This window comes from Chitinophaga hostae, assembly GCF_018224885.1.
GTDB classification, from domain to species: domain Bacteria; phylum Bacteroidota; class Bacteroidia; order Chitinophagales; family Chitinophagaceae; genus Chitinophaga; species Chitinophaga hostae.
Window position 1 is genome coordinate 21,529 of the sequence record NZ_JAGTXB010000013.1, and the last position, 26,247, is coordinate 47,775.

General features: G+C 43.7%; 21 protein-coding genes. 13 read left to right on the plus strand and 8 right to left on the minus strand.

Translation table 11 applies throughout. The features are described 5' to 3' along the window. Positions 1-25: 25 nt before the first annotated feature. From KE626_RS22990 to KE626_RS23005, 4 genes are all read right to left on the minus strand, one after another. Positions 26-2,452: an outer membrane beta-barrel family protein gene (locus KE626_RS22990; protein WP_211975349.1), complete on the minus strand. Its 2,427-nt coding sequence runs from the start codon at positions 2,450-2,452 to the stop codon at positions 26-28. A gap of 63 nt (positions 2,453-2,515) precedes the next feature. Next, on the minus strand, positions 2,516-3,019 hold the full coding sequence (locus KE626_RS22995) for a DUF4252 domain-containing protein (RefSeq protein ID WP_211975350.1): 504 nt from the start codon (positions 3,017-3,019) through the stop codon (positions 2,516-2,518). A gap of 2 nt (positions 3,020-3,021) precedes the next feature. Further along, positions 3,022-3,468 carry a hypothetical protein gene (locus tag KE626_RS23000; RefSeq protein WP_211975351.1) on the minus strand — a complete coding sequence of 149 codons (447 nt, stop codon included), beginning with the start codon at positions 3,466-3,468 and terminating at the stop codon, positions 3,022-3,024. Next, complete coding sequence (locus KE626_RS23005; protein ID WP_211975352.1) at positions 3,465-3,953, minus strand: RNA polymerase sigma factor; 489 nt, start codon at positions 3,951-3,953, stop codon at positions 3,465-3,467. Before KE626_RS23005 ends, KE626_RS23000 begins: the two co-directional genes overlap by 4 nt. A gap of 534 nt (positions 3,954-4,487) precedes the next feature. On the opposite strand from KE626_RS23005, the gene KE626_RS23010 reads away from it, so the two are divergent. The 10 genes from KE626_RS23010 to KE626_RS23055 all read left to right on the plus strand — a co-directional run bounded on the left by KE626_RS23010 (position 4,488) and on the right by KE626_RS23055 (position 19,020). Beyond that, the gene (locus tag KE626_RS23010) at positions 4,488-5,087 is read left to right on the plus strand and encodes an RNA polymerase sigma factor (RefSeq protein WP_211975353.1); all 600 of its coding nucleotides are present in this window, start codon (positions 4,488-4,490) and stop codon (positions 5,085-5,087) included. Between the two features lie 85 nt (positions 5,088-5,172). Next, positions 5,173-6,387: a FecR family protein gene (locus KE626_RS23015; RefSeq protein WP_211975354.1), complete on the plus strand. Its 1,215-nt coding sequence runs from the start codon at positions 5,173-5,175 to the stop codon at positions 6,385-6,387. Positions 6,388-6,649: 262 nt separating this feature from the next. After that, entirely contained in the window at positions 6,650-10,207 is a 3,558-nt protein-coding gene (locus KE626_RS23020; protein ID WP_211975355.1) for a SusC/RagA family TonB-linked outer membrane protein, read from the plus strand. Positions 10,208-10,223: 16 nt separating this feature from the next. Further along, a complete protein-coding gene (locus KE626_RS23025) occupies positions 10,224-11,681 on the plus strand; it encodes a RagB/SusD family nutrient uptake outer membrane protein (protein ID WP_211975356.1) in 1,458 nt (485 codons plus the stop codon). A 10-nt stretch (positions 11,682-11,691) separates the two neighbouring features. Continuing rightward, positions 11,692-12,756 (plus strand): TlpA disulfide reductase family protein, encoded by a 1,065-nt coding sequence (locus KE626_RS23030; RefSeq protein ID WP_211975357.1) that lies wholly within the window; start codon positions 11,692-11,694, stop codon positions 12,754-12,756. 70 nt (positions 12,757-12,826) lie between these two features. Continuing rightward, a complete protein-coding gene (locus KE626_RS23035) occupies positions 12,827-13,963 on the plus strand; it encodes a peroxiredoxin family protein (RefSeq protein WP_211975358.1) in 1,137 nt (378 codons plus the stop codon). Positions 13,964-14,061: 98 nt separating this feature from the next. Then, a complete protein-coding gene (locus KE626_RS23040) occupies positions 14,062-15,348 on the plus strand; it encodes a TlpA family protein disulfide reductase (protein ID WP_211975359.1) in 1,287 nt (428 codons plus the stop codon). A gap of 78 nt (positions 15,349-15,426) precedes the next feature. Continuing rightward, positions 15,427-16,347 carry a peroxiredoxin family protein gene (locus KE626_RS23045; protein ID WP_211975360.1) on the plus strand — a complete coding sequence of 307 codons (921 nt, stop codon included), beginning with the start codon at positions 15,427-15,429 and terminating at the stop codon, positions 16,345-16,347. Between the two features lie 91 nt (positions 16,348-16,438). After that, on the plus strand, positions 16,439-17,587 hold the full coding sequence (locus KE626_RS23050) for a TlpA disulfide reductase family protein (RefSeq protein ID WP_211975361.1): 1,149 nt from the start codon (positions 16,439-16,441) through the stop codon (positions 17,585-17,587). Between the two features lie 125 nt (positions 17,588-17,712). Continuing rightward, on the plus strand, positions 17,713-19,020 hold the full coding sequence (locus tag KE626_RS23055) for an OmpA family protein (RefSeq protein WP_211975362.1): 1,308 nt from the start codon (positions 17,713-17,715) through the stop codon (positions 19,018-19,020). Positions 19,021-19,133: 113 nt separating this feature from the next. Here KE626_RS23055 and KE626_RS23060 read toward each other — a convergent pair whose 3' ends face one another. Beyond that, a complete protein-coding gene (locus KE626_RS23060) occupies positions 19,134-20,108 on the minus strand; it encodes a hypothetical protein (RefSeq protein ID WP_211975363.1) in 975 nt (324 codons plus the stop codon). 336 nt (positions 20,109-20,444) lie between these two features. Here KE626_RS23060 and KE626_RS23065 point away from each other — a divergent pair, with 336 nt between their 5' ends. Continuing rightward, the gene (locus tag KE626_RS23065) at positions 20,445-21,227 is read left to right on the plus strand and encodes a M57 family metalloprotease (protein WP_249207640.1); all 783 of its coding nucleotides are present in this window, start codon (positions 20,445-20,447) and stop codon (positions 21,225-21,227) included. 168 nt (positions 21,228-21,395) lie between these two features. On the opposite strand, the gene KE626_RS23070 is transcribed toward KE626_RS23065, so the two are convergent. After that, positions 21,396-22,580, minus strand: a complete 1,185-nt coding sequence (locus KE626_RS23070; protein WP_249207641.1) for an epoxide hydrolase family protein — start codon at positions 22,578-22,580, stop codon at positions 21,396-21,398. Positions 22,581-22,747: 167 nt separating this feature from the next. Here KE626_RS23070 and KE626_RS23075 point away from each other — a divergent pair, with 167 nt between their 5' ends. Then, positions 22,748-23,584 (plus strand): DUF899 domain-containing protein, encoded by an 837-nt coding sequence (locus KE626_RS23075; RefSeq protein ID WP_211975364.1) that lies wholly within the window; start codon positions 22,748-22,750, stop codon positions 23,582-23,584. Between the two features lie 79 nt (positions 23,585-23,663). Here KE626_RS23075 and KE626_RS23080 read toward each other — a convergent pair whose 3' ends face one another. After that, on the minus strand, positions 23,664-24,005 hold the full coding sequence (locus tag KE626_RS23080) for a HopJ type III effector protein (protein ID WP_211975365.1): 342 nt from the start codon (positions 24,003-24,005) through the stop codon (positions 23,664-23,666). 273 nt (positions 24,006-24,278) lie between these two features. Between KE626_RS23080 and KE626_RS23085 the strand changes: the two genes are divergently transcribed. Beyond that, positions 24,279-24,695, plus strand: coding sequence for a hypothetical protein (locus KE626_RS23085; protein WP_211975366.1), 417 nt, complete (start codon positions 24,279-24,281; stop codon positions 24,693-24,695). Positions 24,696-24,722: 27 nt separating this feature from the next. Here the strand turns inward: KE626_RS23085 and KE626_RS23090 are convergent, their stop codons facing one another. Further along, positions 24,723-26,204, minus strand: coding sequence for a clostripain-related cysteine peptidase (locus KE626_RS23090; RefSeq protein WP_211975367.1), 1,482 nt, complete (start codon positions 26,202-26,204; stop codon positions 24,723-24,725). Positions 26,205-26,247: the final 43 nt, after the last annotated feature.

Below are 26,247 nucleotides of genomic sequence, written 5' to 3' on the forward strand. Positions count from 1 at the left end.
TATGTATTCGTTTTGATTGAAATGGCTATTGTTGATCTATCCGCTCATTACTGAGTTTTTTAACTTCAGGCTTGGCTAATGTTTTTCCGAAGGAATAACTGAGTGCAATAGAAAAATATCTGGATTTAATCTGAGTATAAGCATACTGCTCATAATAAGCTGAATTGATTGTATAACCGTAGTTTTTGGTTTTGAATACATCGTAAATATCCAGGTTCATCGTCAGCCGCTTACCAAACAGGCTTTGCTGGATGCCTGCATTGACACTGCCAATACCTCTTCTTTTAGCCTGGAATTCATAACTATTGGAATTATAGAAACCTGTTAAGCGAAAGAGCGTTTGTGGACTAAGTGTAAAAGTATTGCGCAAAGAACCCGAGAAGTAAGGTTTAGGTTTATAATAAATATTGTTGAGGCTATCAGTGCTTAAATACCCATTGGATAGACCGATATACGAATTGAGCTGCCACCAGCTGGTGATTTTATGACTGTAAATGACCGACAGTGCCAGATTTTTCATGTCAGTCGCATTGGTATTGGTGGTAATGACATGGTTATATACCGGGCTATAGGTCGTAATGGGATAGATATAGGAATCCTTCGTCTGGTTATAAGCCAGTGTCAGGATGATCGAATTGGCAGAAGTCCACTGGTTGGTGTACTGCAATTCCAGTTTATTGCTGTAAGCAGGTTTTAAAAAAGGATTACCGGTTTGATAATTATTGGGATCGGAGATATTCACAAAAGGATCTAACAGATCATAAGGCGGACGGTCAATTTTTCGGGCATAAGAAAAATCTATACTTTGGAAATCTGATAATTTATACGAAAGGGTCGCATTGGGAAACAGATTTCCATAGTCCTGTCTATGAGCCTGTTTAGTCGTGCTGCTGTTTATCCGAACGGTCGAATATTCATAGCGCAATCCCAGGCTGTAACTTAGCTTTTTAAAATGCTGTGTATACAGGGCATAAGCAGCGGAAATATTCTCTCTATACTTTAAACTACCGGATAAAAGCGGGGCTCTGTTAAACTCAGTGGTAGCGAAATCAAAAAGGTCTACGGAATTATCGTTGTCAATCACCGAGTAGGAGGCTTTTAGCCCGAAAGCAAGTTTGCGTTCAGCACCTAAAGGTAAAGTATAGTCTGTCTGTACCTGCGAAGATTTATAGATCCGGTTAGCATTACTCTGCTGGAGCAGCGAACGTCCAAAGTCAGGCTCCTGATCAGGGGAGAAATAGGAACGCGAGAAGTAATTAAATGGATTAAACCTGGTTTTGGTATAAAAACCACCAAGACAGAACTGCTCATCTTTTTGTTTGAAATTCCTGGTGTAATTCAGATTATAGGTATAATAATTTCCATTGTAATTGACCTTTTCATCCTGTAAAAAATAGCCCGATGGTTTACCCTGCCGATCCAGATTATCCGACCGGAGTATGGTTGGGAATCTGTTGTGAAATAAAGGAAAGTTAGCAGCAACATTGAGATAACTAGTGGAATCAATGGCATAGTTAATTTCAATCCTGGGATTCAAAACTTCTTGTTTTTGTGGCATTTGCGCCCGCTGAATGTTGACGGCATTCTCCGGATTACCTTGTTTGTTTTGAATATAGTTGTTCCGCAGATACAGGTCTTTGCGATATAAATAAGTCAGGCCAAATGAATAGGTAAATTTATTTTTCGTATAATCTATATTCAAGCCATTCCAGGTACCCGGTAAGGTTTCATATTTGGAAGCGATAGTTCCAAAGAAACCCTGACTGTATTTGTTTTTTAATTTAATATCAATTAGACCACCACCGGTGAGGGCATCATATTTAGCTGAAGGATTGGTATTGACGGTGATGGCTACTATCCGTTCAGCGGAGATGCCTTTCAGGTAATTCTGCAATTCCTGACCGGATAAATTTAGCAGTTTACCATTGACCATGATCCGGGCAGTATTTCCTTTGAGCTTGATATCATCACTTTCTGCACTCACTCCCGGAACTTGAGCCAATAAGTCCACTGCTGTCCCGGTTTTGTTGATACTTTTGTCATCGGGATTAAACTGGAAGCCACCTCCAAAACTTTCAATCAGATTTTTTCTACCACTTACGGTCATTTGTTCTAATCTAACAGACTTAGGTTGCAGCAGAATTTGCCACACGGTATCGATGTTGCCGGATGAGAGATGAACATCTTTGGAGTAAGCCAGATAGCCCATCATGCTTACCCCTAAAGTATATGGCCCAGTGAAGATTGATCCTATGACTATCCTTCCGTTTTCATCCGCTTGTTGGGAAACTGTTTTCCCTTGTGCAGACTTTAATGAAACAATGGCATAAGGGAGCGGTTGACGATTATTGCTGTCAGCTATCACAGCTTTAAAGGATATATTGGAGACTTGTTGCGCAAAGCCGAGTATTGGAATGAGCATGCCGATGGCTACTAGAAATGATTGTTTCATAGCACCTAAGATTATATTAAGCAGTAAAATAGTAGTGGATTAAGTTCCCGTTGTAATGTTTCCTTAGCGGTTTTCTGACAAGGCACGAACGCTTTCCAGGTCGATCTGATCCCCGATGAAGCTACTGACTGTCAAATGCCCCCAGGCTATAGAGACAACCGCAATTTCTTTAATGAGCTGTTTGCCGCGTGTATAAATAATGACGGTAGAATTGGCGGTTACTTTACGGTAATATTGGTCATAACGCCGGTCTTTTTTGACTTGCTGATCTAATTGTTCAAGCATGCTGCTTGTAAATTCAGGGGTCACCGGCATGCTTAAATTCTTATAGGTTTTAACCTGTTTCATGATTCTGGCGATAGAAGGGTGCTTCCAGGCTTCCTTATCATTCAACCTTTTTACCATCGCTTCTCCCATCATCTGGGCGTCATAGCCCGGCATTTTAGCATAGGTGGTAAAATAGGCATCAACAAAGCTATCGTCAGCTTTACCACTGTTCCTTTCCTGACCAAAGGCCAGGTTAAAGGAGAGCGATAGGAGAAGCAGGATGATAAATTGAGCTTTCATAATTAATTGTTTAAGCCGGGTATAACCGCGTTTTTAACTGCGTTATTCAGATTTGCGTCGGCCTGATTCAAGAGATTTGAAATTCGCATCAGGTCTGCCTCCACATTTTGTTGCAGCAGGGCTTCTGCTTTGTTTCTTTCATAGCGCCTATAGCTTTGGCTGATCGCAACAGTCGTTAACGCGAGAATTGCCACGGCAGCGACCTGACGCAGCGTTCTTCTCCAGACTGATAATCTGTGGATACGGCTTTCTGATGAAGAAGTCCTGAACTCCTGTATTGGAGTATCCAACAGCTTAAATTCATTTACGGCTTGAAAAAAGGGCTGCTCGGAGACCTGTTGCGCAGGATGCTGTTCCAGGTATTGCTTTAAAGCGCGTTCTTCCGCCAGGGTCGTTTCTGCCGCGTAGTATTTTTCTAATAATCGTTTCAGTTCCGCTGCTTCCATCATTTCTGAGTATTTGTTTTGATAAATTGTCTGCCCCTGAAGAGGTAGACCTTCACTTGTGATGCTGAAATCTCCAGAATCTCTGCAATCTCTTTGTATTCCAACTCCTCGACTTCTCTTAAATAAAGGATGTTTTGTTGCAATTGGGGTAAGGGTTGGATCATGCTGAGGAATTGATGCTTCAGATCATCGATCACCATATGCTTTTCAATCTCATTGGGCTGGGGTTTCTCCGTCAACTCACCCAGTTCCAAATGCAATCGTCGCTGCCGGGCCTTTTGGAAGTTCAGGTAGGTGTTGCGGGTGATCCGCATCCCATAAGCTTCCATGTTTTCCCATCTTTCCCATTGTTCCCGCATTTCCCATATTTTAATCAACGTATCCTGATGAATATCCTTAGCATCGCTCACATTTTTAGCGAGCGAATAGGCAAACCGATACAGTTTGGATTGACTACTCAAGAACTTTTCATACAGGCTTTGGTTCATATCTATTAGGGAGACAATTTGAAATCATCAAAAGTTACAATTCTTGAAAATTTTTTTTTGACCCGGTATATTATCGAAAGCTGATAACTTTCAGCTTGCTATTTAATCGGCTTCAGGTTGGAAATATGAATTGAATGCATGATTCTAATTTTAAGCATAAAGATGATAACATTCTAAATAGAAAAGAATGAACAATTCAATATTTACTAAGATTAAGGGAAATCCAGCGGTTAAAGTAATCGCTTTCTTACTCGTGGCACTAGCGATAACTATAAAAATCGGTGTATTAGGGTATGAATTTGTTCAATGACTAAAAGCGCATTAATCTACCGTGTTAGGTAAGCACTACGGTTCCCAACCAAGTTGCTATTTCACAATTTGCGGAGATTAATCCCAATGACTTTATAATTAGCCTTAAGTTTAATTGTTATTAACAAACCGGTAACAAAAGTAGTACTGTAGCCCCGGATTAATACTCCCGATTATGTGAATTTTTTAATATTATTGTGGTTAATACCAAGACTAATCAGTTAATTGCCAACCATAAATCATCATAGCGATCGCCAATTACTCCTGCAGATATCTGAAGGGGATGAGCAGGCATTTGCTACGCTTGTAAAAATGTATTCCGGTCTACTTTTTACATATCTGTTCAAACTCACCAAAGATCGGGATATAGCATCTGATGTGGTGCAGGAGATTTTCACCCAGTTATGGCTGACCAGGGAATCGCTAAAAGGAGTGGAAAGTTTTCGTTCCTGGTTATTTGTCATTTCCCGGCATCACGCAGTTAGGATGCTGAAAAATATCGATCGGGAAAACAGGATAAGGCAAGAATGGCATCAGCTAACGCAAACCAATTCTATAAACGATGAAGCGCGGGATCAGGCTTCTTTAAAGGAGGCCTATGATGCATTGGTGAATAAGGCCATTGACCAGCTTCCACCGCAACAGAAGAAAGTTTGGATATTAGCCCGGATGAAAGGAAAGAAATATGCTGAGATAGCAGGGGAAATGAATATCAGCCGGGAAACGGTAAAAAAGTATCTTCAGATTGCCTCTTCATCTATCGTAGATCATATCAAAAGTCAAGGCCTGCCTATCATCATCGCGTTCCTGATTATGGAATTGTAAATTTTTTTTCCATCCGATACCCCCTTTTTTATGGAAGCCTACTCCTAAGTAAAACACGCTTTCTTTTGAATCAAATTAATTGGCCGTGAATAGCAGACTGCAACATCTTTTGGAACAGTGGTCAAATGACCAGTTTACCGAGGCAGACAAACAGGAGCTTATTGAGATGCTGCGATCGGCATCTGCCGAACGGGAAATCATTCCTGTACTCCAGGATATGTGGGAAAAGACGGAAGATGAAGGTCTGTTCAGCGAGGAGCATCAGCAAACGATCATCAAAAATATCCTGGACCGTTATCCGGCGGGCGAGTTGCCGGATAAAAAGGAGATCGTGCCGACTATGTATGCTATTCACCGGACTCATTTTATACGAAGATGGAGATGGGCTGTGGCGTCGTCTGTAGCGCTTATAATAGGAATCGGGGCTTATTATTGGTATCAGCATATGCAGGGGAAACGACCGGTTGATATGGTGCAGTCAACAACGCGTGTTCAGCCTGGCCAAAATGGCGCGCTCCTAACCTTATCGAACGGGTCGCAAGTACTTTTAGATACCTTACAAAACGGTAGAATAGTATTACAGGGGGGAGTTGTAGCCAGGATCAGGAATGGGATACTGCTTTACGAAGGAACGGGATCGGAAGTACAATACAACACTATTTCTACTCCGAAGGGCAGACAATTTCAGCTGCAATTGTCGGATGGGACCAACGTGTGGTTGAACGCAGAAAGCTCAATCCGTTATCCGGTGACATTTGCGGGTAATGAAAGACTTGTTCGTATTATAGGAGAAGTTTTCCTGGAAGTAGCTCAAAATCCCTCCATTCCTTTTCGGGTAGACGTTAATGGAAGTACCTGGCTTGAAGTACTCGGAACGAGTTTTAATGTGAATGCTTATGAAAATGAAGGGGCTATTCGGACTACGTTGCAGGAGGGATCTTTGAGGGTAGTGGGGGATCGGTTCAACGGGCATTTGCAAAAGGTGCTTTCCCCCGGACAGCAGGCCCTGACGACCAAAGGGAATGCGGATATCCGGGTGTTTGACGATGTAAATGCCGCTTCAGTTACTGCCTGGAAAGATGGCGTATTTGATTTTAATAATGTTCCGCTGGAGGAAGCTATGCGACAACTGGCAAGATGGTATGATATTGAGGTGGTTTATCAACAACCGGTTCCGAAAGTGCAACTGGGCGGTACCATAAAAAGAAGCCTGCCCTTTGCCGATGTTTTGTATTTCCTGGGTAAGGTAGGTCTTCACTACAAATTGGAAGGAAACAGGAGGTTGATTGTACTTCCGTGATGATTTTTAGATTTATAATTTGATAAATATCATAGTGATGAAATGATAGATAGCTGGCCGTTTAACAAAAGCCGAAGATGTTTGAACATCCCCGGTAGGTATAAGGTCAGCCAATGAAGCAACTTGATTCGAGATAACTGCCATTTACCAACCAAACTATTTACGAAGTATGGAATTTTTTGCTTTTCACCAGCCGTCGGGGCTTGGATTAGCCCGGCGTGGCTTTATCCTTCACACCGTATCAACCAAAATGCCGTTAGCAATGAAACTAACATTTTTTTCATTGATTATTTTTTTTATTCAGTTGCAAGCTGCAGGACAGTCGCAACCTATCACGGCGAACTTACACAGTGAGCCTTTGCGTAACGTGTTTAAGATTATTGAAAAACAAACGGGAATGACTGTTTTCTATAATGAGGAACACATTAAGAATACCCACCTGGTGACTATTGAAGCTCGCCAGATGCCATTAGGTGATTTTTTAACCATCATTTTAAAACCTGAGAAACTCGATTATGAAATAAAAAAGAATAATGTGGTGGTAAGCCGGATTGATCCCGGAGTTCCTGAAAAAGATGGGAACCGATCTGGTCCTCAATTGCCAAAGATGAAAGTATCAGGAACCATCACGGGTTCAGATAAAAAACCTTTACCGGGAGCCACCATCCGGATAAAAGGCAGCCAGTACCTGGTTTTGAGTGATGAAAAGGGGATGTTTCAGATAGAAGCTGAAAAAGGGGCAATACTTTTGGTAAGCTTCGTTGGCTTTAGTGAAAAAGAGGTGAAGGTTAATGATGCGCAAATGATATCGATTGTGCTGGCGCCTTCGGAGCAAAAGCTGGATTACGTGGAAATTGTTTCTACGGGCTATCAGAATATTACCAGGGAACGAAATACGGGTTCTGTGGCAAAAGTGGATATGAATACCGTTGTTAACAGATCCAGCAGCACCAATATCCTACAAAGACTTGACGGGTTAGTACCCGGTCTTGTCGTAAACAACACACCCGGAGGAGAGCCACTGCTGATTCGTGGTTTAACTTCGCTCAACTCTACAAGATCTCCATTGATCGTGGTGGATGGAGTGGAATTACCAAGTGATAATACCAGTGATGGATCACGTAACAATGTATTGAATAGTGCTAACCCGATTGCCAATATCAATCCCCAGGATATTGCAGATATCACTGTACTGAAGGATGCCTCTGCTGCTTCCATTTGGGGGGCAAAAGCAGCTAACGGAGTAATCGTCATTACTACCAAAAAAGGGAAAATGGGGCAAAAATTACAGGTGGACTATGATGGTTATTATAATTTTCAGGGTAAACCAGATCGCGGCTATATTCCAAAAATGAACAGCCGGGATTTTATTGCTACCGCAAAAGAAATCTTTCCTCAATTCGCACCTTATTATGACTGGAATACAGTACAGGCATTGGCCCCGGTTCCTCCCCATCTGCAAATTCAATATGATGCGTATCGGGGGCTAATCACCAGTGCGCAGGCCAATAAGGCGCTGGATAGCCTGGCAGCCATTGATAACAGGGGGGAAATTGCTAATAGTTTTTATAGAAATGCAGCCACTACCAACCATACCGTTTCCCTTTCAGGAGGAGGAGACGTTTACGGTTTTTATGGATCGTTCAGCTATACCGGCATTCAGAGCAGTACACCGGGAGAAAGGAACAACTCGTATAAATTAAATGTCAGGCAGGATTTCAATTTCAGCAAAAGGCTACAGTTGTCAGTGGTCACTGATCTTACCAATACGGTAATGAGCACTACCAATCTCGGTATAGGGATTATAGCGCCGGATGTTTCCTTTGTACCTTATCAGCGTTTTCTCAACGATGCGGGAAGTCCGCTGCCAGTAAACTTTCTGGGAAACTACAGCGATTCCCTCAGGCTTGATTATGCGGCCAGGAGTCGCGTTAACCTGGATTATGTTCCCCTTGACGAGTTCAACAGAGGGTATTCTAAAAGCAGCAACATATCCGGAAGGGTGGTGGGCAGTGCGAAATTACTTTTGCTGAAGGGCCTGCGGTTTGAAGGTACTTATGGTTATCAGACATTTTCGAGGAACAGCCGCACTGTTCAGTACCAGGAAAGTTATGCGGTACGAGACCAGCTTGTTGGTTTTACGCAGGCTCCCAATATAAGCAGCACCCCCAGGTATTGGTTGCCGAAGGACGGAGGGATGCTCAACGTGAATAATGCGTCTCAGAAAAACTGGACAGTAAGAAATCAGCTGATATTCGACCAAAACTGGGATCCGCACCAGATTACCATTATGGCGGGACAAGAAGCAACAAGCGCTACGCCAGTTACGTCTACAGCAACGTATTACGGGTGGGATGATCAGTTGCAGGTTTCCCGTCCGGTAAATATTGATACGTTAATGAAAGGGATTAAAGGGACGGTACCAGGCAGACTGGGGAAAGTATTACCGGAAAATAATGTAGGTGGGGGAGAAGGCGCTATCGCAAGAACAACCTCTTATTATTCCACCGTAGGATATATGTATCAATGGAAGTATGCGCTGAATGCGAGTTGGAGGATTGACGAAAGCAATTTATTCGGCCTGGCCAAATCTGCTCAAAACAGGCCGGTTTATAGTATAGGTGGCAAATGGTTGATGAACAGGGAAGACTTCATGAAATCGCTTGCATGGCTGGATCGACTGCATGTGAGGTTCACCTATGGAATAACGGGTAATGCACCCAGGCCCGCACAGGCTGCCTCTTTTGATATCCTGCAAGCCTCTTCAAACGTAAACTATGTAACAGGCGTAGGTTTAATTGTCGGCACACCGGGTAACGATAAGCTTACCTGGGAAGGAACAAGGGTTTATAACACAGGGCTGGATTTTACTGTTTTGGGTGGCAGATTGGGAGGTTCAATAGACGGCTATATAAAAAAGACTACAGACCTGATAGGTTCACTGATGACGGCTCCGCTGACCGGATATCCCACTGTTATTGGAAATTACGGAGACCTTGAAAATAAAGGGATCGAATTCAGCCTGAATTCTCTTAACGTCATTTCCCGGGATTTTAACTGGAATACCGCCCTGAACCTCTCTTACAATAAAAACAAGATAACGAGGATGGCAGCAGCCAGTGCTATCACAACTGGTACTGATATGATCGGTACCCCCTTCGTGGAAGGTAAACCTGCATATGCCGTATTCGAGTTTATAAATGGTGGACTAAACGCTGCCGGAGATCCGCAAATTATTCAGGCCGATGGAAAAATCCTTTCTGATAAAAATGGATCCAAACCAGAGGATGTTCATTTGGCGGGAACCTCCCAACCTATTGTGACCGGTGGATTATTCAATACTTTCTTTTATAAGGGTTTTCAATTAGGCATTAACATCAGCTTTAATTTAGGGCATGTGTTGTTCCGGGATTTCAATGGAGTTTGGCAGGAACCTCTGTACCAAAACAACATCCAGCCTGAATTTGCCAATCGCTGGAAAGTGCCGGGAGATGAGAACAGGACAAATATCCCGAGATACGCCTATAATACCACCATTGATAACGGGAGAAATATCTATTACTACACCTACTCTAACCTGAATTCATTTGACGCCTCCTATGCAAAGATCAGGGAGATCACGCTTTCCTATGACGTGGCCAAGGGATTGGTCCGGAGAATACACGCGGAAGGATTAACTTTTAGAGCACAGGTATCCAATCTTATGCTCTGGAAGAAGAACCACCTGGGAATCGATCCCGAGTTTCAATCACCAGCAGGTAACAGGAATATTCGCACAGGACAAGGCACCATTACCATTGGTGCACACCTTACTCTTTAATTAAACCAGCTTTAAGATGATGAGATCCATTCATAAGGTATTAATACCGTTTCTATTTATACTACTGCTAATCCAGACCTCATGCTCCAAAGACTTCCTGGAAATTGAGCCTAAAGGCTCCCGCGTGGCCAAAACAACATCGGACTACGAGCAATTGATGAACGCCGTGAGTCTCCAGGTACTCTATGCCGCATCTTTGTACCAGGGCGATGAAATGGCAGCTCAGCAAACTTATATGGATGCCGCTTCGATCAGAACGCAACGGTTGTTCAGATTTGAAGAAAGGGTGTATGATGACGATCAGTTACCATCCGAAACCTGGCATCTCGGCAGCATCTATACCTTCAATAAAGTTATTAACGAAGTAATGCAATCACAGGGAGGAACAGATCAGCAAAAGAAGGCGATCCTCGCGGAGGCCAAAGTAGGCAGGGCGCTTTGCCATCTTTATTTTCTTTCTGATTATTCCTTACCCTATAATGCGGCTACCGCTGCTACCGATTTAGGTGTGCCACTGCTGACAAAGGCAGATGTAACGCAAACAACGTTTGTGCGGGCTTCCGTTCAGGAAAGCTATGATTTCATTATAAAAGACCTGGTAGAGGCATTGCCAGATCTTGGCCCGTTAACACACCGGCGGAAGTTTTCCAGGATAGCGGCCGAATTCATACTGGGCCGTGTTTATTTGTATATGGCAAAGTTTGATGAAGCCAGCACACATGTAGATGCGGCATTTGCGGAACTTGATAAGGCTACCATACCCCTGGCATTATACGATTACAATACCGTGCTTGATCCTAATGAAATTGACTCGTGGCTTCCGGACTTTGGATTTGGGCTTTCCAACTACCCACTGGCAGCGAATAATGCTGAAGTGATGTACAATCTCAGTATGATCAATTTTCAATTACAACAAGCCAATACCTATGTATTTTCCCCTGAAACAGCAGCATTGTACGATCCAATGGATAAACGGCTGCTGCTGTTCTCCGGAAATGAAATGTTCAATCCGGACCAGGTATTTCCGCGTGGAATGAGGCGCTATTCAGCGTCTCTCTTCTCCGGGTTGGAAGTAGGTCCTTCTTTACCGGATCTTTATCTCATGCGCGCAGAGCTAAAAGCAAGAGCGGGCAATCTTACAGGGGCAAAGAGCGATCTGGAGTTTTTGCGCTCTAAAAGGATGCCCGCAAATATCGTAGCCATTCCTTCGAGCATAGCGGGAGATAAGGAAGCGCTGGTTCGTTTTATCCTGGACGAACGTATCCGGGAATTTGCCACTTCCGGCATGCGCTGGATGGATATGCGCCGCCTTTCAGTAGACCCTGTTTATGGTAATACGGTTAAGTATACACATAAACTTTATGACGATGCCGGTAATGTAGTGGCAATATATACGCTAAAGCCGGAAAGGTTTGCCTTGAAATTCGGCCAACGAATGCTGGCCGAAAACAAGGGATTGATTGAAAATAAGTAAACGGATGGATATGAATAAAACAATCATTGCAGCAGCTTTCATGCTCATGGCCGCATCGGTACATGCACAGGTTGCTTGTATTATAAAAGGAGAAGTAGCAAAGGGACATCCGGCAAAGCGTGCCGTGATAGGTTATGAGGATGATAAAAAATATAAAACCGATACGGTAAATATTAAAGGAGGTCGGTTCGGGTTTACGGCTTCCGCTTTAAGGCCGGCGCTGGCACAAGTTACGCTGCTGGTGCCACCACCGCCGGGGAAACGCCGTCACAAAGAATCGGAAGAGAACGAGGATCAGTATACGTCAAAAAATATGGCCCTGTTTTATCTGGAAGAAACGATCCATGTGCAATTTGATACTGCCGGCATGGCAACTGTAACCGGGGGAGGCAAAGAACAACGGGCCTATGAAGCTTTCGTTGCTTTTGGTAAGGAAAACGAGAAGAAGGATAAGGAAGCACTTTCTTTTGAAAAAATGGTGACTGCTTTTATTGAGAAATATCCTGATGCGTATATCAGTTTAGACATGATGGAAATGTTTGCGGGCGTTATTCAGCCGTCAACGTTTGAACCTATGTATCTGGCGCTGAGCCCAAGGCTTAGGAATACAGACAAAGCTAAAGACTGGAAAACAAAGCTGGATGAAGCGAAGAAGTTGGATGTTGGTCAGCCGTCGATCGACTTCACACTAAACGATGTACAGGGAACACCCGTTTCTTTGTCTTCTTTCAGGGGGCGCTATGTTTTGCTCGACTTCTGGGCAAGCTGGTGTGGACCATGCCGGGCCGGCCACCCCGAATTGATTAATGCTTACAACAAATTCAAGGGTGATAAATTCGAGATACTTGCCGTGTCTCTGGATGATAAAAAGGCTGCCTGGATGAAGGCCATCCAGGAGGATAAGTTGCCGTGGAAACAAGCCAGCGACTTAAAAGGTTCGTCGAGTAAAGCGGCCAAAATGTACAACATCACCCAGATCCCGCAAAACCTGTTGATAGATCCTGCAGGGGTGATTGTTGGCAGAAATCTTACTGGTAAAAGTCTTGAAGAGAAGCTTTCTGACGTACTGAAATGAATACTATAAAATAACCTGTTTAAATCATTGCCTGTAACTGTGGCAAATACAGGACAAAAATGAATGATCTATGAGAAAGATGTTTTTAACCGCTTGCCTATTTGCTATGGCGTTGGTATCCTATGCGCAGGATTTTACAGTAAAAGGTAAGATTGAAGGGATCGATAAGTCTGTCAATATCACGCTCTCATATGGCGGGAAAGAATTAACGCAGGTATCAGGGGATGGTGCTTTCTCTTTTAAGGAGAACTATATACCTGTTGACGCCATACTAAAAGTTACGCCCCATCATCCAACGCTGGCTATGACAGATACGGCTTATTGGTCCTGGGCGATGACGCAGACACATTTGGTAGGAGTAAAAGATTTCTTCCTCGAAGGAGATGTCTCCATAACAGGAACCGTTCAGGAGATGACGGTGCAAGGTATAAACCAGGAAATGTATCAGGCATTCCACGCGAAGGAACGGGCGTTAGAAAAAGCGCAGGATTCACTTAGGGGCATGGGGAGAAGTAATAAAGGAAATGATTCGGAGGATGATGATACTGAAACGGAACCTGTTGAAAGGGAGCCGTCAGCCGCTGAAAAGCAGTTGTTGAAACAAGTGAATGAGCTAAGACTACAGTTTGTTGCTCAGCATCCCGATAGTTATTTCAGCCTTAATCTGGCGAGCGAACAAAGTTCGGGTGATGTAGCCACCTTCAACCGGATGCTGGGTCTGCTGAGTGAACGGATGCGTAAAACAACAAGATATGCCGGTTTGAAAAAAATGTCCGACGGTTTCGCGATGAGAAAAGTAGGCAATCGTGCGAAAGGATTTACATTAAAGACAGCTGGAGGCACGCCGGTCTCTTTGTCATCCTATAAAGGCAAATATGTATTGATCGATTTCTGGGCAAGTTGGTGCGGGCCTTGTCGTGCTGAGAACCCCAACGTTGTACGTGCTTATAAGCAATTCAAAGACAAGAATTTTGAGGTGTTGAGTATTTCGGTGGATGCCGACAAGGTTGCCTGGCTGAAGGCTGTAAGAGAAGATGGATTACCGTGGACGCAGGTGATCGATTTGAAAGGAGGCCATTCAACAGCGATGGCTTACGCCGTTACTGGTATTCCTGATAATGTATTGGTAGATCCGAAAGGAACTATCATTGCGACCAATTTGCGTGGTAAATCCCTGCAGGCCGCATTGTCTAAATTCCTTAAGTAAGAAAGGGAAGTTGTTGAGGAGAAAGAAGATGAAAACCCGTTGATGCCGACTGTAATCATTCAAAATTTATAAAACTGTTTAATTTGAATCTGATGAAAATGAGAAAGTTAATCTTGCTGTTGTTGATTTCCAGTTCTGTTTTCGCACAACAGGCAAAATCCACGAAATATAACTTTCAGGATTTTGCTTTGATTGTGAATGTGGAAGACCAGGAGAGGCAATACAATGAAATGCTGAAAGCAAACCCTGTCGACCCGGCGAAACCGACCATGTATGGGGAATATCGTGCGCAACTGGCACTAGGGTGGCTCACCAGAGGTAACTTTGAGCGGTACTGGTATTATAAGAATACCAACCCGAAATTCAGTGTACTCCAGCTTACCTATCTGGCCTACGCAATGGAGTATCTGCTTGATGCCAATAAGAACCCTGCTGAATTGGAGAAAGTGTCAGGAGGAATATTGAAGGATATTGAGGCTGGAGCGATAAGCGATGAAATAGGAAGAGCGCAGCCTATTATGGAAGTAAATGCTACTGTCAATGCCCAACTAGGGAATATAGAAACTGCTGTGAAACTGCTGGCTAAGTCATCGGAGGTCAAAGGGGCTATTCGTGATATGAAATATTTCAGGGATTCAAAAGCCAATTACCTGAACCGTTATGCCATCGTGATGTCGGCAGCCGGCAAAAATCAAATCGCATTTGATACGCTGAGCAAGGCTTTCAGGGAAGCTGAGTCCAATCCGGTTATGGTGAATACGTTCAGGGAGGTTTATAAAAAATTGAAGGGTAATGAAACTGGTTTCGAACAATATCTCAAATCCTTGCAGGACGAAGCTTATGAGGAGTGTTACAAAGAGGTGGAAAAATCCTATATCGCATCTTCCAAAAAAACACTGGATGGTTTTTTCCCAAATCCCCGTAAGGAGGAAGGCCCAATGAAGCTCTTTGAGGCCAAGCAACCTGTAAAAGATATATCATTGCTGGATTTGAACGGCAAATCCGTTAGTCTTGGCGACTATAAAGGAAAGGTATTAGCTTTAGATTTCTGGTCTACGTTGTGTACGCCTTGTGTAGCGGCTTTCAGCGGATTTGAACGTGTGGTGGCTGATTATAAAAAAGATGTATTTCAAATGTTTGTGGTGAATCTTTTTGAAGATCAGGCTACTGTAAAATCATTCGTGGCAAAAAAAGGAATAGCCCTCGATGTTTTACACGATGAAGAAAACAAGGCATACAATATTCAGGGAACCCCCACTAAAATCGTTTTTGATCCTTTGGGTAATATAAGGTTCTATAGCGCCGGATATGCTGGTTCTACGGACAGGGAATATTATAAATTGAAGTCCATGGTGGAGATCACGAAAGCCAGGTACAAAGGATAATATAACGGACAGCCATCAGATTTGATGGTAATTGAATTTAGAAATTCTAAAATGGCTTTCACCCTGTAACTAGTATGTATGAGATCAGTGTTTTTTTTGATATTAATAAGCCTTGCCGCTATTTCCGGGTTTGCGCAGAATTCCCACCCGGTTTCCTGGAAATTTAGCAGCGAATCCACCGGGCCACGCACTTTTAAAATTAATTTTGTGGCTTCCATCAAAGAGCCTTTTCATATTTATCCCCAGTCTTTTGATGGTGGATTGGGCATGCCTACTACTATTTCGTTCGAGGAAAATGCCAACGTTGAATTGATAGGAGAGATGGAGGAAAAAGGTGTTGAATCTTCAAATGGAGAAGCGGTAGCTTTCTACGCGAAGGCTGTTACGTTTTCACAAACCATTAAACTCAAGACTGACGTGAAAACAACACTGCGTTTCCGGATCAAATACATGGCTTGCAACAATCAAATGTGCCTTCCTCCATCATCGAAGGAATTTACGTTGGTGATAAACGAAAAAGGGGGTGTTGCTGTTGCAACCGAGGAGGAGAAGATAAGCCTGATATCGGATAAACCTGAAGTGGCATTGAAATATGAGGATTTTGTGTTGCCCGATACAGAAGGAAAAAAAGTCTTTACCAAAGTAATTACATCGGGGAACAAATATACGTTCATCGATTTCTGGGCGAGCTGGTGCTCGCCATGCAGGGCGCAGGCTAAAGCGCTTGTGCCGCTCTACAATAAATATAGCAAGAAGGGTTTTGGTGTAATTGGCGTTTCTCTGGATACGGATGCGGCAGCCTGGAAAAAGGCGATCAAAAACGATGGTTACACCTGGACCAATCTCAGTGATTTGAAAGGGTTTGATTCCCCCATTAGTAAAAAATATGGCATTAAAGCTATTCCCAGGAATTTCCTGATCAATAACAAAGGTGTTATTGTAGCCAGGGACCTCCACGGAAAAGAGCTGGAAGCAAAACTAATGGAACTGTTTAACTAAATGACAGGAGTTTTCCTGATTGCAGCGCATTAACCGACTGGCGCAATTCCTACCGGAATTCGCTTATTAAATCCAATTAAACCTACCTGAATTGAAAAAGTTATTTATAGCCGGGTTGTCAATAATACAACTGACAGCTTTCGCTCAGGGTAATAGTAAGTTTACCATCAAGGGTAACTACCGTACCGGTAATTCTTCCGGAAAGGCATACTTAGCGTATACGATGAATGGTAAATCCATAATTGATTCTGTTGAGTTGAAGGACGGTTTTTTCAAATTTGCAGGCAAGACATCCGCTTCGCCCGTGCCTGCTACATTGACCTTTGATACAAAAGGTGTTGGGAGAACTGAAAGCCTGGAACAGATAACTGTTTATCTTGAGCCGGGTACCATTAACGTTAAGACGAATGGAGCCACAGTTATAGGATCACAGGTAACCGGAACCCCTTATAACAATGATTATAACGATCTTAATAACCTGGTTGACGCGGGCATTTCACATATGACTGACGAGGACAGGCGGTTCATGGAAGGAAAGGTGTCACCGCTGTCAACACAAGATTATGAGACCAAAGTGGCACAGTTCCGGAAGAGGTTCAGCGATATAACTTCAGATGCCTATGTTAAGTTTATAAAATCCCACACCACATCCATGCTAAGCCTGGAGTTGTTTCCTAAGGTTGCTTATGAGCAACGCTATGAGGTGGTGAAGCCTTTGTTTGATGGATTATCATCCAAAATCAAAAACAGTGCGGAGGGTAAGAAATTGGCAGGGAACCTGGAAAAAATGAGAGTGCTGGCAATAGGGCAACCCGCGCCGGACATCGAGCTTGCCGATACAGCAGGTAAGCTGGTTAAACTATCTTCGTTTCGTGGTAAATATGTGCTGCTGGACTTCTGGGCTTCCTGGTGTGGTCCTTGCCGGGCTGAAAATCCCAACCTGGTTAAGGTCTATAACAAATTTAAAGACAAGAACTTCACTATTATTAGTATATCACTGGATAAGTTTGATAGTAAGGCATTGTGGTTGGCAGCTATAAAAAATGATGGTCTTTCATGGCTTCAGCTTTCTGACCTGAAGTTTTGGGATAGTGCCGCCGCTAAATTATATGGTGTCCAGGCAATTCCTCAGAATTTTTTGATTGATCCTAATGGAATCATTGTTGGGAAAACCTTGGTTGGAAATTCGTTGGATGCTAAAATGAGTGAAATTTTTTATCCTGTAAAAGCTGTCAATTAGCGTAAATCCTAAAGGTTTAGCGATGGAGGATGTTGGGAAGGCGGCGGCTTTTTTAGAAGTTATCAAATTATATCATAATTTTGCGCTGAATTGATTAGCCTTTTCATCCTTTCAGTTGTTTTACTATGAAAAAAGTCATTGCTCTTGGGCTCATTTGTCTGTTAACCTGCACCGCAAAGGGACAGTTATTTGACCGTATTAAAAATAAAGTGAACCAAAAGGTCAATGATGCGGTAGACAAAACGATCGACAAAACGATCGACAAGACGGTAGATAATGTCGGCAAGAAGAAGGAGAAAACTCCTTCCAATGTTCCTGTCGGAAATGATAATACCGGCAATGCGGACAATACAGGCGTTGCTTCGACCCCATCAGTTGCTGCAGGCCCTAACCTGGATGTTAAATCCTACTCCAGATTTGATTTTGTTCCCGGCGCCAAAGTGATTGTCCAGGACGACTTTTCCCAGGATGCTATCGGCGATTTCCCTGCCCAATGGAATACGCGCACCAGCGGTGAGGTCGTAACGGTCAACAACCATCCCGGTAAATGGCTGAGCGTTAGGCAGGACGGTGTTTTTTACCCGGAGTATATCAGTAATCTCCCGGACAATTTCACCTTACAGGTAGATGTAATGGCGACCAACGGCGTTGCAAGTATCAGTAGCTTCAGCATTGGCCTGGTGCAGGCAAAAACCGATGATGAGAAATTTGCTGCAGGGGAATATTCTTCGCTCAGTATCCCGGGTTTCAAGATCAGCCTGTCGCCGGCTAACGGCAGCAGTTCCGGAGTAGGCACTTTGTCTTACAGCAGTAACCATGTCAGTTCAACCAGTGTGGATGCAGCAGAATTCCGCGTTCCTAAAAAGAATATGGTGACCGTTTCCATCTGGCGTCAGAAACAACGGATACGGGTATATCTTGACAGCACAAAGGCGCTGGATCTTCCCCGTGCGCTGGATGCTACCGCTTTATTGAATTCCGTGTTTTTCTCTGCCTATGCACCGGATTTCAGTAAGGAAGGAGGCGCCTATTTTGTAGGGAATATCCGTTTGGCTGTTGGCGCTCCTGATACCAGGAACAAACTGATCACTGAAGGTAAGTTCATCACGCATGGCATCCTGTTCGATGTGAACAGCGATAAAGTACAGGCGGCTTCCTATGGCTCATTGCAGGATATTGCCAATGTGCTCAAAGAAAATGCTTCCGTTCGTGTAAAGATCATCGGTCATACCGATGCTGATGGAGAGGACCAGCCTAACCTGGACTTATCCAAACGCAGGGCCGAAGCTGTAAAAGCCAGCCTGACCCAGGTATTCGGTATCGATGCCGCCCGCATGGAAACAGATGGCAAAGGAGAAACACAGCCTATCGATAACAGCAATACAACCGCTGCCAAGGCTAATAACAGGAGAGTAGAATTCGTTAAGCTCTGATTAAAAATATTGAACTAAATAAAAAGGCCCCGGTGTTGATCCGGAGCCTTTTTATACGGCGGAAGGATTAGTGTGCGGTTGTTTGCTGCGACTTTTTTGTTTCCTGATACTTCTTATTTCACAATCATCCCGGTTATTCCTCCTATTATATCATTTAAACTTACAGGCTTTTCGTTTTTCCAATAGGTGGCGATGCCATCAAGATAGCCACCCACATAAACGTCATTTCCTACCACTGTGATGGCTTTTACCCCGGCACCTGAAGCTTCGTTCCCATTGGTTAACCGGACTGCTGTTCCATTTTTCCAAGAAACAACGACATTGGCGCCGGCTTGGGTTCTGTCGATCCCGGCCACGTATACATCGTTGCCGGATGCGGCAATAGCACTGGCCCTGCAACCATTCGGAAGGGTGACATGCTCACCATTTTTCCAGTACGCCGCAACTTCTTCCCCGGCTGCATTGATTTCAAATCCCGCCACATACACGTCATTGCCGGATATGGCAATAGCATGAGCCTCTGCGCTCTTCCTGCCGTCGGTCAGCGCTGTTGCTTTTCCATTCTTCCAGCAGGTAGCCACATATTCTCCCTGATCACTTACCTGGTAACCGGCTATATAAACATTCTCTCCGCTAACGGCAATTGCATTCAATTTAGTGTCCTCCCCCAATGAAGTGCCGGTTCCATTTTTCCAATACATAGCGCGCTTTCCATCATTGCCGATCACATGCACATCTGAACCGGACACGCTGATGCCCGTTGCTTTGGCATATGTTTTCCCATCGCTGAGTGTGATCGCTTTTTTATTTTTCCAATAAGTGGCAACAGGTTCTCCTGCATCATTATCCTGATACCCGGCAACATACTCATCATTTCCGGATACTGCTATTGCCGACGCCCCGGCATGTGTTTTACCATCCGTTAACTGGATCATCTCTCCATTTTTCCAATAGGTCAGACCTCTTTTACCAGAGTAGTCATCATATACCAGTAGCAGCGAAGGAGATGACTGTGCCTGAAGAACAGCGCTGGTGACCAATAATAATAATAACAAGGGGCCTGCTAATCGTTTAATCTTTCTGATCATTTTTTACTTTTTGTGCGTGATATTTTTGTATACCAGGAAAACTGAGCTATTTCAAGCCCTCAAAAATAGGTGGTTAATGTTGGAAGTTTCATTTTTATACGACTACAGATATACTACTGTCGCCTCAACAGGTGGCTACAAAACGTCTACAAGGCCTGTTACAACATGTTATGCGGTGGGGGAAAGGAGCATGAAGTGAATATGCCTGATGGATTTTTGAAAGGGGATTTATTTTAGTACGTTATCCTGCCTAAATATTTTCACTGCAGTCACATTACGGCCATAGGCATTTAGTTTTAGTTTATTGTTTATTTTTTAACTCAAATTCTATCCAACATGAAACACTCTAATGGGAGCTACATTAGCTCCGTATGCTGTCTTGTAGCGTCAATGTTCCTCTTTTCCTCCTGCTCAAAGAAAGACAAAGATCCGAACGGATTATCGCCAACATCCCCTGTTAAGGAGATGACCAATTACCTGGTAAGCCAGGGGTTTGATGAGCAACATATTGTTTTTGACAAGGACCGCGTTGTTATCGAAAGTGATATCATCATGACCATTCCTGATCTTGAACAGCGCGTTGCTACCTGGAAAAGAGAAATCCAGGCGGGTGTACCTCAAACAGAACAACGGAGGAACACTTATATTGTAAGCAATGCTTATAATGCTAACATTAAATTCTACATCGACCCTGCAGTGCCTGCCAACTGGAGAACGGCAATACAGGGAGCGGTGAACAACTGGAATGCTGTGAACGGCACCCGTTTGGGGATGTCTATTGTAACCAGCCAGGCCAGTGCGAACACGCGGATTTTTATGGGTTATGAAAATTCAAACTGGATTGCCAGGGCCTATCTGCCAGGATCAGATAGCAAGCCCGGCGTAACCGTGGAGATCAATTCCAAATACAATGACCTGGCGGCCAGCCAGAAGTTGTTCGCAATCACCCATGAGTTTGGCCATACCATTGGCTTCCATCACACCAATCAGACTTCCGGTACGCATATTCCCGGAACTCCGACGGTAGATGCAAACTCTGTAATGAATTCGTTCGTGCTTCCATGGAATGGGTTTACCGCCGGCGATATTCTTGCAACGCAGATTTTATATCCGCAATAGACTGTAAGTGGGACCAGGTTTAGGGCTGGTTGAAGTATTTTCAGCCAGCCCTTTTTAGTTGATATTATTATATCACTATCTTGTGATAAGATTTTATTCCGCCCCGTAAAAACATCGATGGCCGCCAAACTGGCGGCCATCGATGTTTTTACGGAGGTGTTGTATACTTTATTTTACCGCTTCGCTTTTGAAAAATGTGTCCACTTCTTTCACCCATAAGTCCGGTGTTTCCATGGCTGCAAAGTGACCACCTTTATTCATGACGGTAAATCGTTTTAAATTTACTTTTCTTTCTGCCCATTCCTTTGGTGTAGGCGCATCGCCGGGGAATATGGCCACGCCGGTGGGGGTATTCACTTTTTGACCGGAGGCCTGTGGTTGATGGGCAGCTACTCCGTAGGTGCGCATCGAAGAGTTGATAGTTTGGCTCACCCAGTAGATCATGATATTGGTGAGCAGTTCGTCTTTTGTAAAGTGGTCTTCAATGGTGCCATCCGGTGTGCGCCAGGAATTGAATTTCTCCACGATCCAGGACGCTAGGCCTGTTGGAGAATCGTTCAGGCCAAAGGCCTGCGTTTGCGGTTTGGTGGCATGTAACATGGCGTATGCGCCTTCCCTGTACCACCATTGCTGGATAAATTGTCCGAATTCCTGCTCGGTTTTAGACATCTTGCTCCAATCTTCGGAACCATCAGGGTAGCCTACATCTGTCAGGTGGATGGCTGCTACGTTTTCAGGGTAGAGATTTGCGAGCGACTTGGTGATACCCATACCCACATCTCCGCCTGCCGCGAAGAACGTTTTGTAACCGAGTACTTCTTTCATCAGCGTTGCGAAAATTTTTGCCGAGCCATCGTCCGTCATGGCTACCCGGCTGGAGAAACCGAAACCGGGAATGGAGGGGATCACCAGGTTATAGTTATCAGTTAATAAAGGAATAACTTTATAAAAACGGTAGAAGCAATCAGGCCATCCGTGCACAAGCAGTAAGGTTTTGGCATTTGGGTTTTTGCTTTTGATGTGGAGAAAGTGAATGGTAAGACTGTCTATGTCTACCGTGAATTGTGGAAATTGATTAAGTGCAGTTTCCTGTTTACGCCAGTTGTACCCATTTTGCCAATAGGTAACGAGGCTTTGGAGAAATACAGGATCTGTACCATAATTCCAGCCTGCGTTTTCGGGTGCGTCAGGCCAGCGGGTCTGCCGGAGGCGGTTTTGAAGGTCATCCAGCACCGTTTGTTGCACGTTGATTTTGAAAGGTTTTACAGCAAACATATGATCATTGTTTTTAGGTTGCGCATTCGCGGTTAATGTGATAGCTACGATAGTCAGAAAAAAGATGATCTGTTTCATGGGTTTTTATTTATAGAACAAACTTAAAACCGGTTTGTGACAGCTGTAAGTCAGTTGACTTTCTGCAATCTAAAAAAAACTTTAAAAAAACAGTAAGGCAGGGATTTTGTGGCGAGGGAAAACTGTACCTGATATTTTATCTGCAGCATCACCTAAAAAATAGCATTATGGCAAACATCAAAGCTGTTGAAGGAGCGGGGAACCACCAGGTGGTTTCACCGGAAGAATGGCTGGCCGCAAGGCTTGAGTTGCTTGAGGCCGAAAAGGAACTGACCAGGCGCAACGATGAGCTGGCAAAGCGACGGCAGGCCTTGCCCTGGGTAAAAATCGACAAGGCATACCTGTTTGAGACAACGGAGGGAAAAGTAAATCTGGCTGACTTGTTCCGTGGCCGATCCCAATTGCTGATCTATCATTTTATGTTTGGGCCCGACTATGAGGCAGGCTGCCCAAGCTGTTCGGCTATTGCGGATGGTTTTAATGGGTTTGCCGTACACCTGGCCAATCACGATGTAATGCTGTGGGCGGTATCAAGAGCGCCGCTGGAGAAATTGCTGGGTTACCGGGAGCGGCTGGGCTGGACCTTTCCATGGGCGTCGTCCAACGGCAGCGATTTTAACTATGATTTCAACGTTACGTTTACAGAAGAACAACAACGTTCTGGAGATATTGACTATAACTACCGGAAACCCGTTTTTGAGTGGCGCCCCGGCCAGGAAGGTGGCGGTACTGAAGCCGAGGACAAATTTGCGGCAATGTGTGGAACAGATACCGCAACCTATCATCGGGAGAGACCAGGTATGAGCGCGTTTGTACTGGAGAATAATAGTATTTATCATACTTACTCCACCTACGCCCGCGGCGTGGATGCGTTATGGGGAATGTACCAGTGGCTCGACCGCGCTCCCAAAGGCAGGAATGAAACCGGTGTGTGGTGGCGCCGGCATGATGAATATGGCGAGAGAGCTTCCCCTAAAACCGGTTCAAAAGATTGTTGCGCTTAATGATCATCCATCTTCATAAATACTTAAAAGGCTATAAACCATCGATTTATAGCCTTTTAAGTATTTATGAAGATGGGAACTATTTCACCATCAATGCGGTTCCTTCAAACGCAATTCCTGGCCAGCCATGTGTCATAAATTGCCTGATATTTTGATGATCTGTCGCTTCCGGATGATCTAACACAGATTGATAATGTTCTGCAAACAGGTAAAGCGTGTCTTCTTTACTCAGGTTATTTAGTTGAGCAAAGGCAAACACTTTGGCACTTCCCTGGTTTTGTGTGGCTTCATTGTAGGCATCCCCGTTTTTAAAGGCTGTTGGCTGATGCTGATAAGCCGTTTCAATAAATTCAATTACCTCTTTGAATGGGAGCGTATTCTCTTTTAATTTTTTAATCAGTGTAATTATTTGTTCTTTCATATGATCTATTTAAAATCAACGGCAGACGGTGATTACCACCTGGCCTTTTCATTTGACACGCAAAAATAGACATTTAAAAATCTTTGTTATACTTATTCCTGTATTCAACCTGCATTAAAAGGGGGGAAATCTTCCCGGAAAAAGGGTGTTTTTCCCGTTGTGCTTATAACTGTATATCCTGAGATTTGTTGTAAAATGATGGCGTTAATGCTTAACTTATGGAACCTTGTAAGCACGCACTATTTATTTATCCTTAATCCAAAATTTACAGTTATGGCTGACCAAAAGAACCCCGGTATCGTTATTAATTTTAATGCAGAAACGAGCAAATTTAAAGTGAAAGATTTCGCAGGCGCGCAGGTAATCTGTTCAGAGAGCGCAGAAAATGAAATTGAGCTGGAAGTAAGATTTAAAATAAAGGTGAAAGGATTACTGAAGCCTGCACCATTTGACCCCAATGAGATTGACCCTATAGGCGAAAATCACCTTTACCTTCCATTTGACAATGCAGATGAGAAAAGCATTAATTACCTCGGCTTCAATAGCATCGTTAATGTGCTTGATCCGGATCCTGGTAGTGCACCTGCCATGCTTAGCTTCGGTTTCCCTAACTCGGGTAAAACCAGATGGGGAAAGAAAAGGTGGGGAATGGATTTTAAGATAGAAACATTGAAATCGAAGTTCCTGTAAAGTCCCCCTGGGGGACTTTTTTTATTGCTATACATAATCGCCCATGTCCATGGTCAGGTATAGTTTCACAAAATCATCCCAGTTTTGATTGACGGCAAATTTATTATCATAATAATAATCTAAGAGATCTTGCAACATCGGCTCCGTGTCAGTTCCGAGAATACGGTTTCTGCGCGGAAAGAAAATACCGAATGATCTTGGGTAATTAGGTGAGTCGTCCTGGTAAGTAGTAAAGGGCTTTCCAACAACGGTGCTGTCGGATGCTACTATTACTTTCTGCAGATTACCCTGCAGGGGGTATGGTATCGGTGTGCCCAGGCCTTTGGTCAGATCGGTCAGGAAATTTGAAAGATCCAGGAAAGCATATGCATCACTGCCCATACCGGCAAACGGACCATTATCACGTACATCATATATGTAGTAGCCAAGCTTTTTCTGGTTGATTTCAGCATTAATGCCGCTAATAAACTGTTCTGCCAAAGCAGATACCTCGTCGTATACCAACTGGTAATCCTTCAGGCTATTAAGAGACAATGCCACGTTCCCATTGTCGGCATTGGGAGCGTTCTGCTGTAGTGTTTTTTGCCGGATCAATGAATTCACCACCGTTTTAAAAAATGCTTCAACGGCGATACCCGGATTTTCTGTTAGCTTTTCGAACAGTTGCTTATAGGATAATCCATATGTTGGAAATCCAACTTCCGTAGAACAGAGATACTTGGTGACGTTCCTTAGTGCGTACCCATTTTCAATGCTTTGCATATAACAGTTTACCTGGATGATCAGGTCAAAGGGGATGTTATCAGTATACCGGAGTTGATATTTTTCCTGTGCTTCACGAAATTCCGTTGCTATAATGTCTGCCAGCTGAAAGCTGGTCAGGTAATTGATCACCGGTTGTTCGACTGTATAATTCTCAATGAGTGCGTTAAATTTTCCATTATACATTTTATTAACGCTCATTTTAAAATTATGGGCCCCGACAGGTTTAATCTTAAAATTGTTGGTCTTAAAATTATTGGCTGCAAACAAGAGTGCCTGGTTGATATCTTCTCCCATCTTAATTTCGAGCTGCTGAAAAAGGTGCGACAGATCCGGATCGTTTCCCATTTTCACATTGTGGGCAATTTCCATAAACCTGTTTTGCCGCAGGGCCGTGGTCATAATTCCAAAACCTGCGCCATGCCCTATTGTAATCATGAAATAGCGGCCGGATTGAACGGGAACGCCGTTGTCTTTTAAAACGTATTCCCTGAAGAAAACAGGCAGGGCGCCCGTTTCCCGGTCCGTAGTATAAAAGTCTTTCCCTTGGAGCGGTATTTCCCGTTCTGTTTGCCCTTTTTGATATATTTTTACCTTACAGGTATTATCTTTATCTAAACAAAGGAAAACGTACCTGGTGTTCTGCACCGAAGAATTAATGGACTCAAAAATTTGACCGGTAAAATTGTCAACCTCGTTCCCTACAAATTGAACTATTGCAACAATGGTTAGATCGAAAAAAGCCATAATCAGATTTGTTTTAGTAGTGATACTATTGGGGTTTGCAAAT

Coding starts and splice junctions, on each gene's coding strand:
- KE626_RS22995 (WP_211975350.1), bottom strand. CDS start 3,019: ATGAAAGCTCAATTTATCATCCTGCTTCTCCTATCGCTCTCCTTTAAC.
- KE626_RS23090 (WP_211975367.1), bottom strand. CDS start 26,204: ATGGCTTTTTTCGATCTAACCATTGTTGCAATAGTTCAATTTGTAGGG.
- KE626_RS23065 (WP_249207640.1), top strand. CDS start 20,445: ATGAAACACTCTAATGGGAGCTACATTAGCTCCGTATGCTGTCTTGTA.
- KE626_RS23020 (WP_211975355.1), top strand. CDS start 6,650: ATGAAACTAACATTTTTTTCATTGATTATTTTTTTTATTCAGTTGCAA.
- KE626_RS23085 (WP_211975366.1), top strand. CDS start 24,279: ATGGCTGACCAAAAGAACCCCGGTATCGTTATTAATTTTAATGCAGAA.
- KE626_RS23040 (WP_211975359.1), top strand. CDS start 14,062: ATGAGAAAGTTAATCTTGCTGTTGTTGATTTCCAGTTCTGTTTTCGCA.
- KE626_RS23000 (WP_211975351.1), bottom strand. CDS start 3,468: ATGATGGAAGCAGCGGAACTGAAACGATTATTAGAAAAATACTACGCG.
- KE626_RS23025 (WP_211975356.1), top strand. CDS start 10,224: ATGATGAGATCCATTCATAAGGTATTAATACCGTTTCTATTTATACTA.
- KE626_RS23045 (WP_211975360.1), top strand. CDS start 15,427: ATGAGATCAGTGTTTTTTTTGATATTAATAAGCCTTGCCGCTATTTCC.
- KE626_RS23080 (WP_211975365.1), bottom strand. CDS start 24,005: ATGAAAGAACAAATAATTACACTGATTAAAAAATTAAAAGAGAATACG.
- KE626_RS23060 (WP_211975363.1), bottom strand. CDS start 20,108: ATGATCAGAAAGATTAAACGATTAGCAGGCCCCTTGTTATTATTATTA.
- KE626_RS23075 (WP_211975364.1), top strand. CDS start 22,748: ATGGCAAACATCAAAGCTGTTGAAGGAGCGGGGAACCACCAGGTGGTT.
- KE626_RS23035 (WP_211975358.1), top strand. CDS start 12,827: ATGAGAAAGATGTTTTTAACCGCTTGCCTATTTGCTATGGCGTTGGTA.
- KE626_RS23005 (WP_211975352.1), bottom strand. CDS start 3,953: ATGAACCAAAGCCTGTATGAAAAGTTCTTGAGTAGTCAATCCAAACTG.
- KE626_RS23070 (WP_249207641.1), bottom strand. CDS start 22,580: ATGAAACAGATCATCTTTTTTCTGACTATCGTAGCTATCACATTAACC.
- KE626_RS22990 (WP_211975349.1), bottom strand. CDS start 2,452: ATGAAACAATCATTTCTAGTAGCCATCGGCATGCTCATTCCAATACTC.
- KE626_RS23030 (WP_211975357.1), top strand. CDS start 11,692: ATGAATAAAACAATCATTGCAGCAGCTTTCATGCTCATGGCCGCATCG.
- KE626_RS23055 (WP_211975362.1), top strand. CDS start 17,713: ATGAAAAAAGTCATTGCTCTTGGGCTCATTTGTCTGTTAACCTGCACC.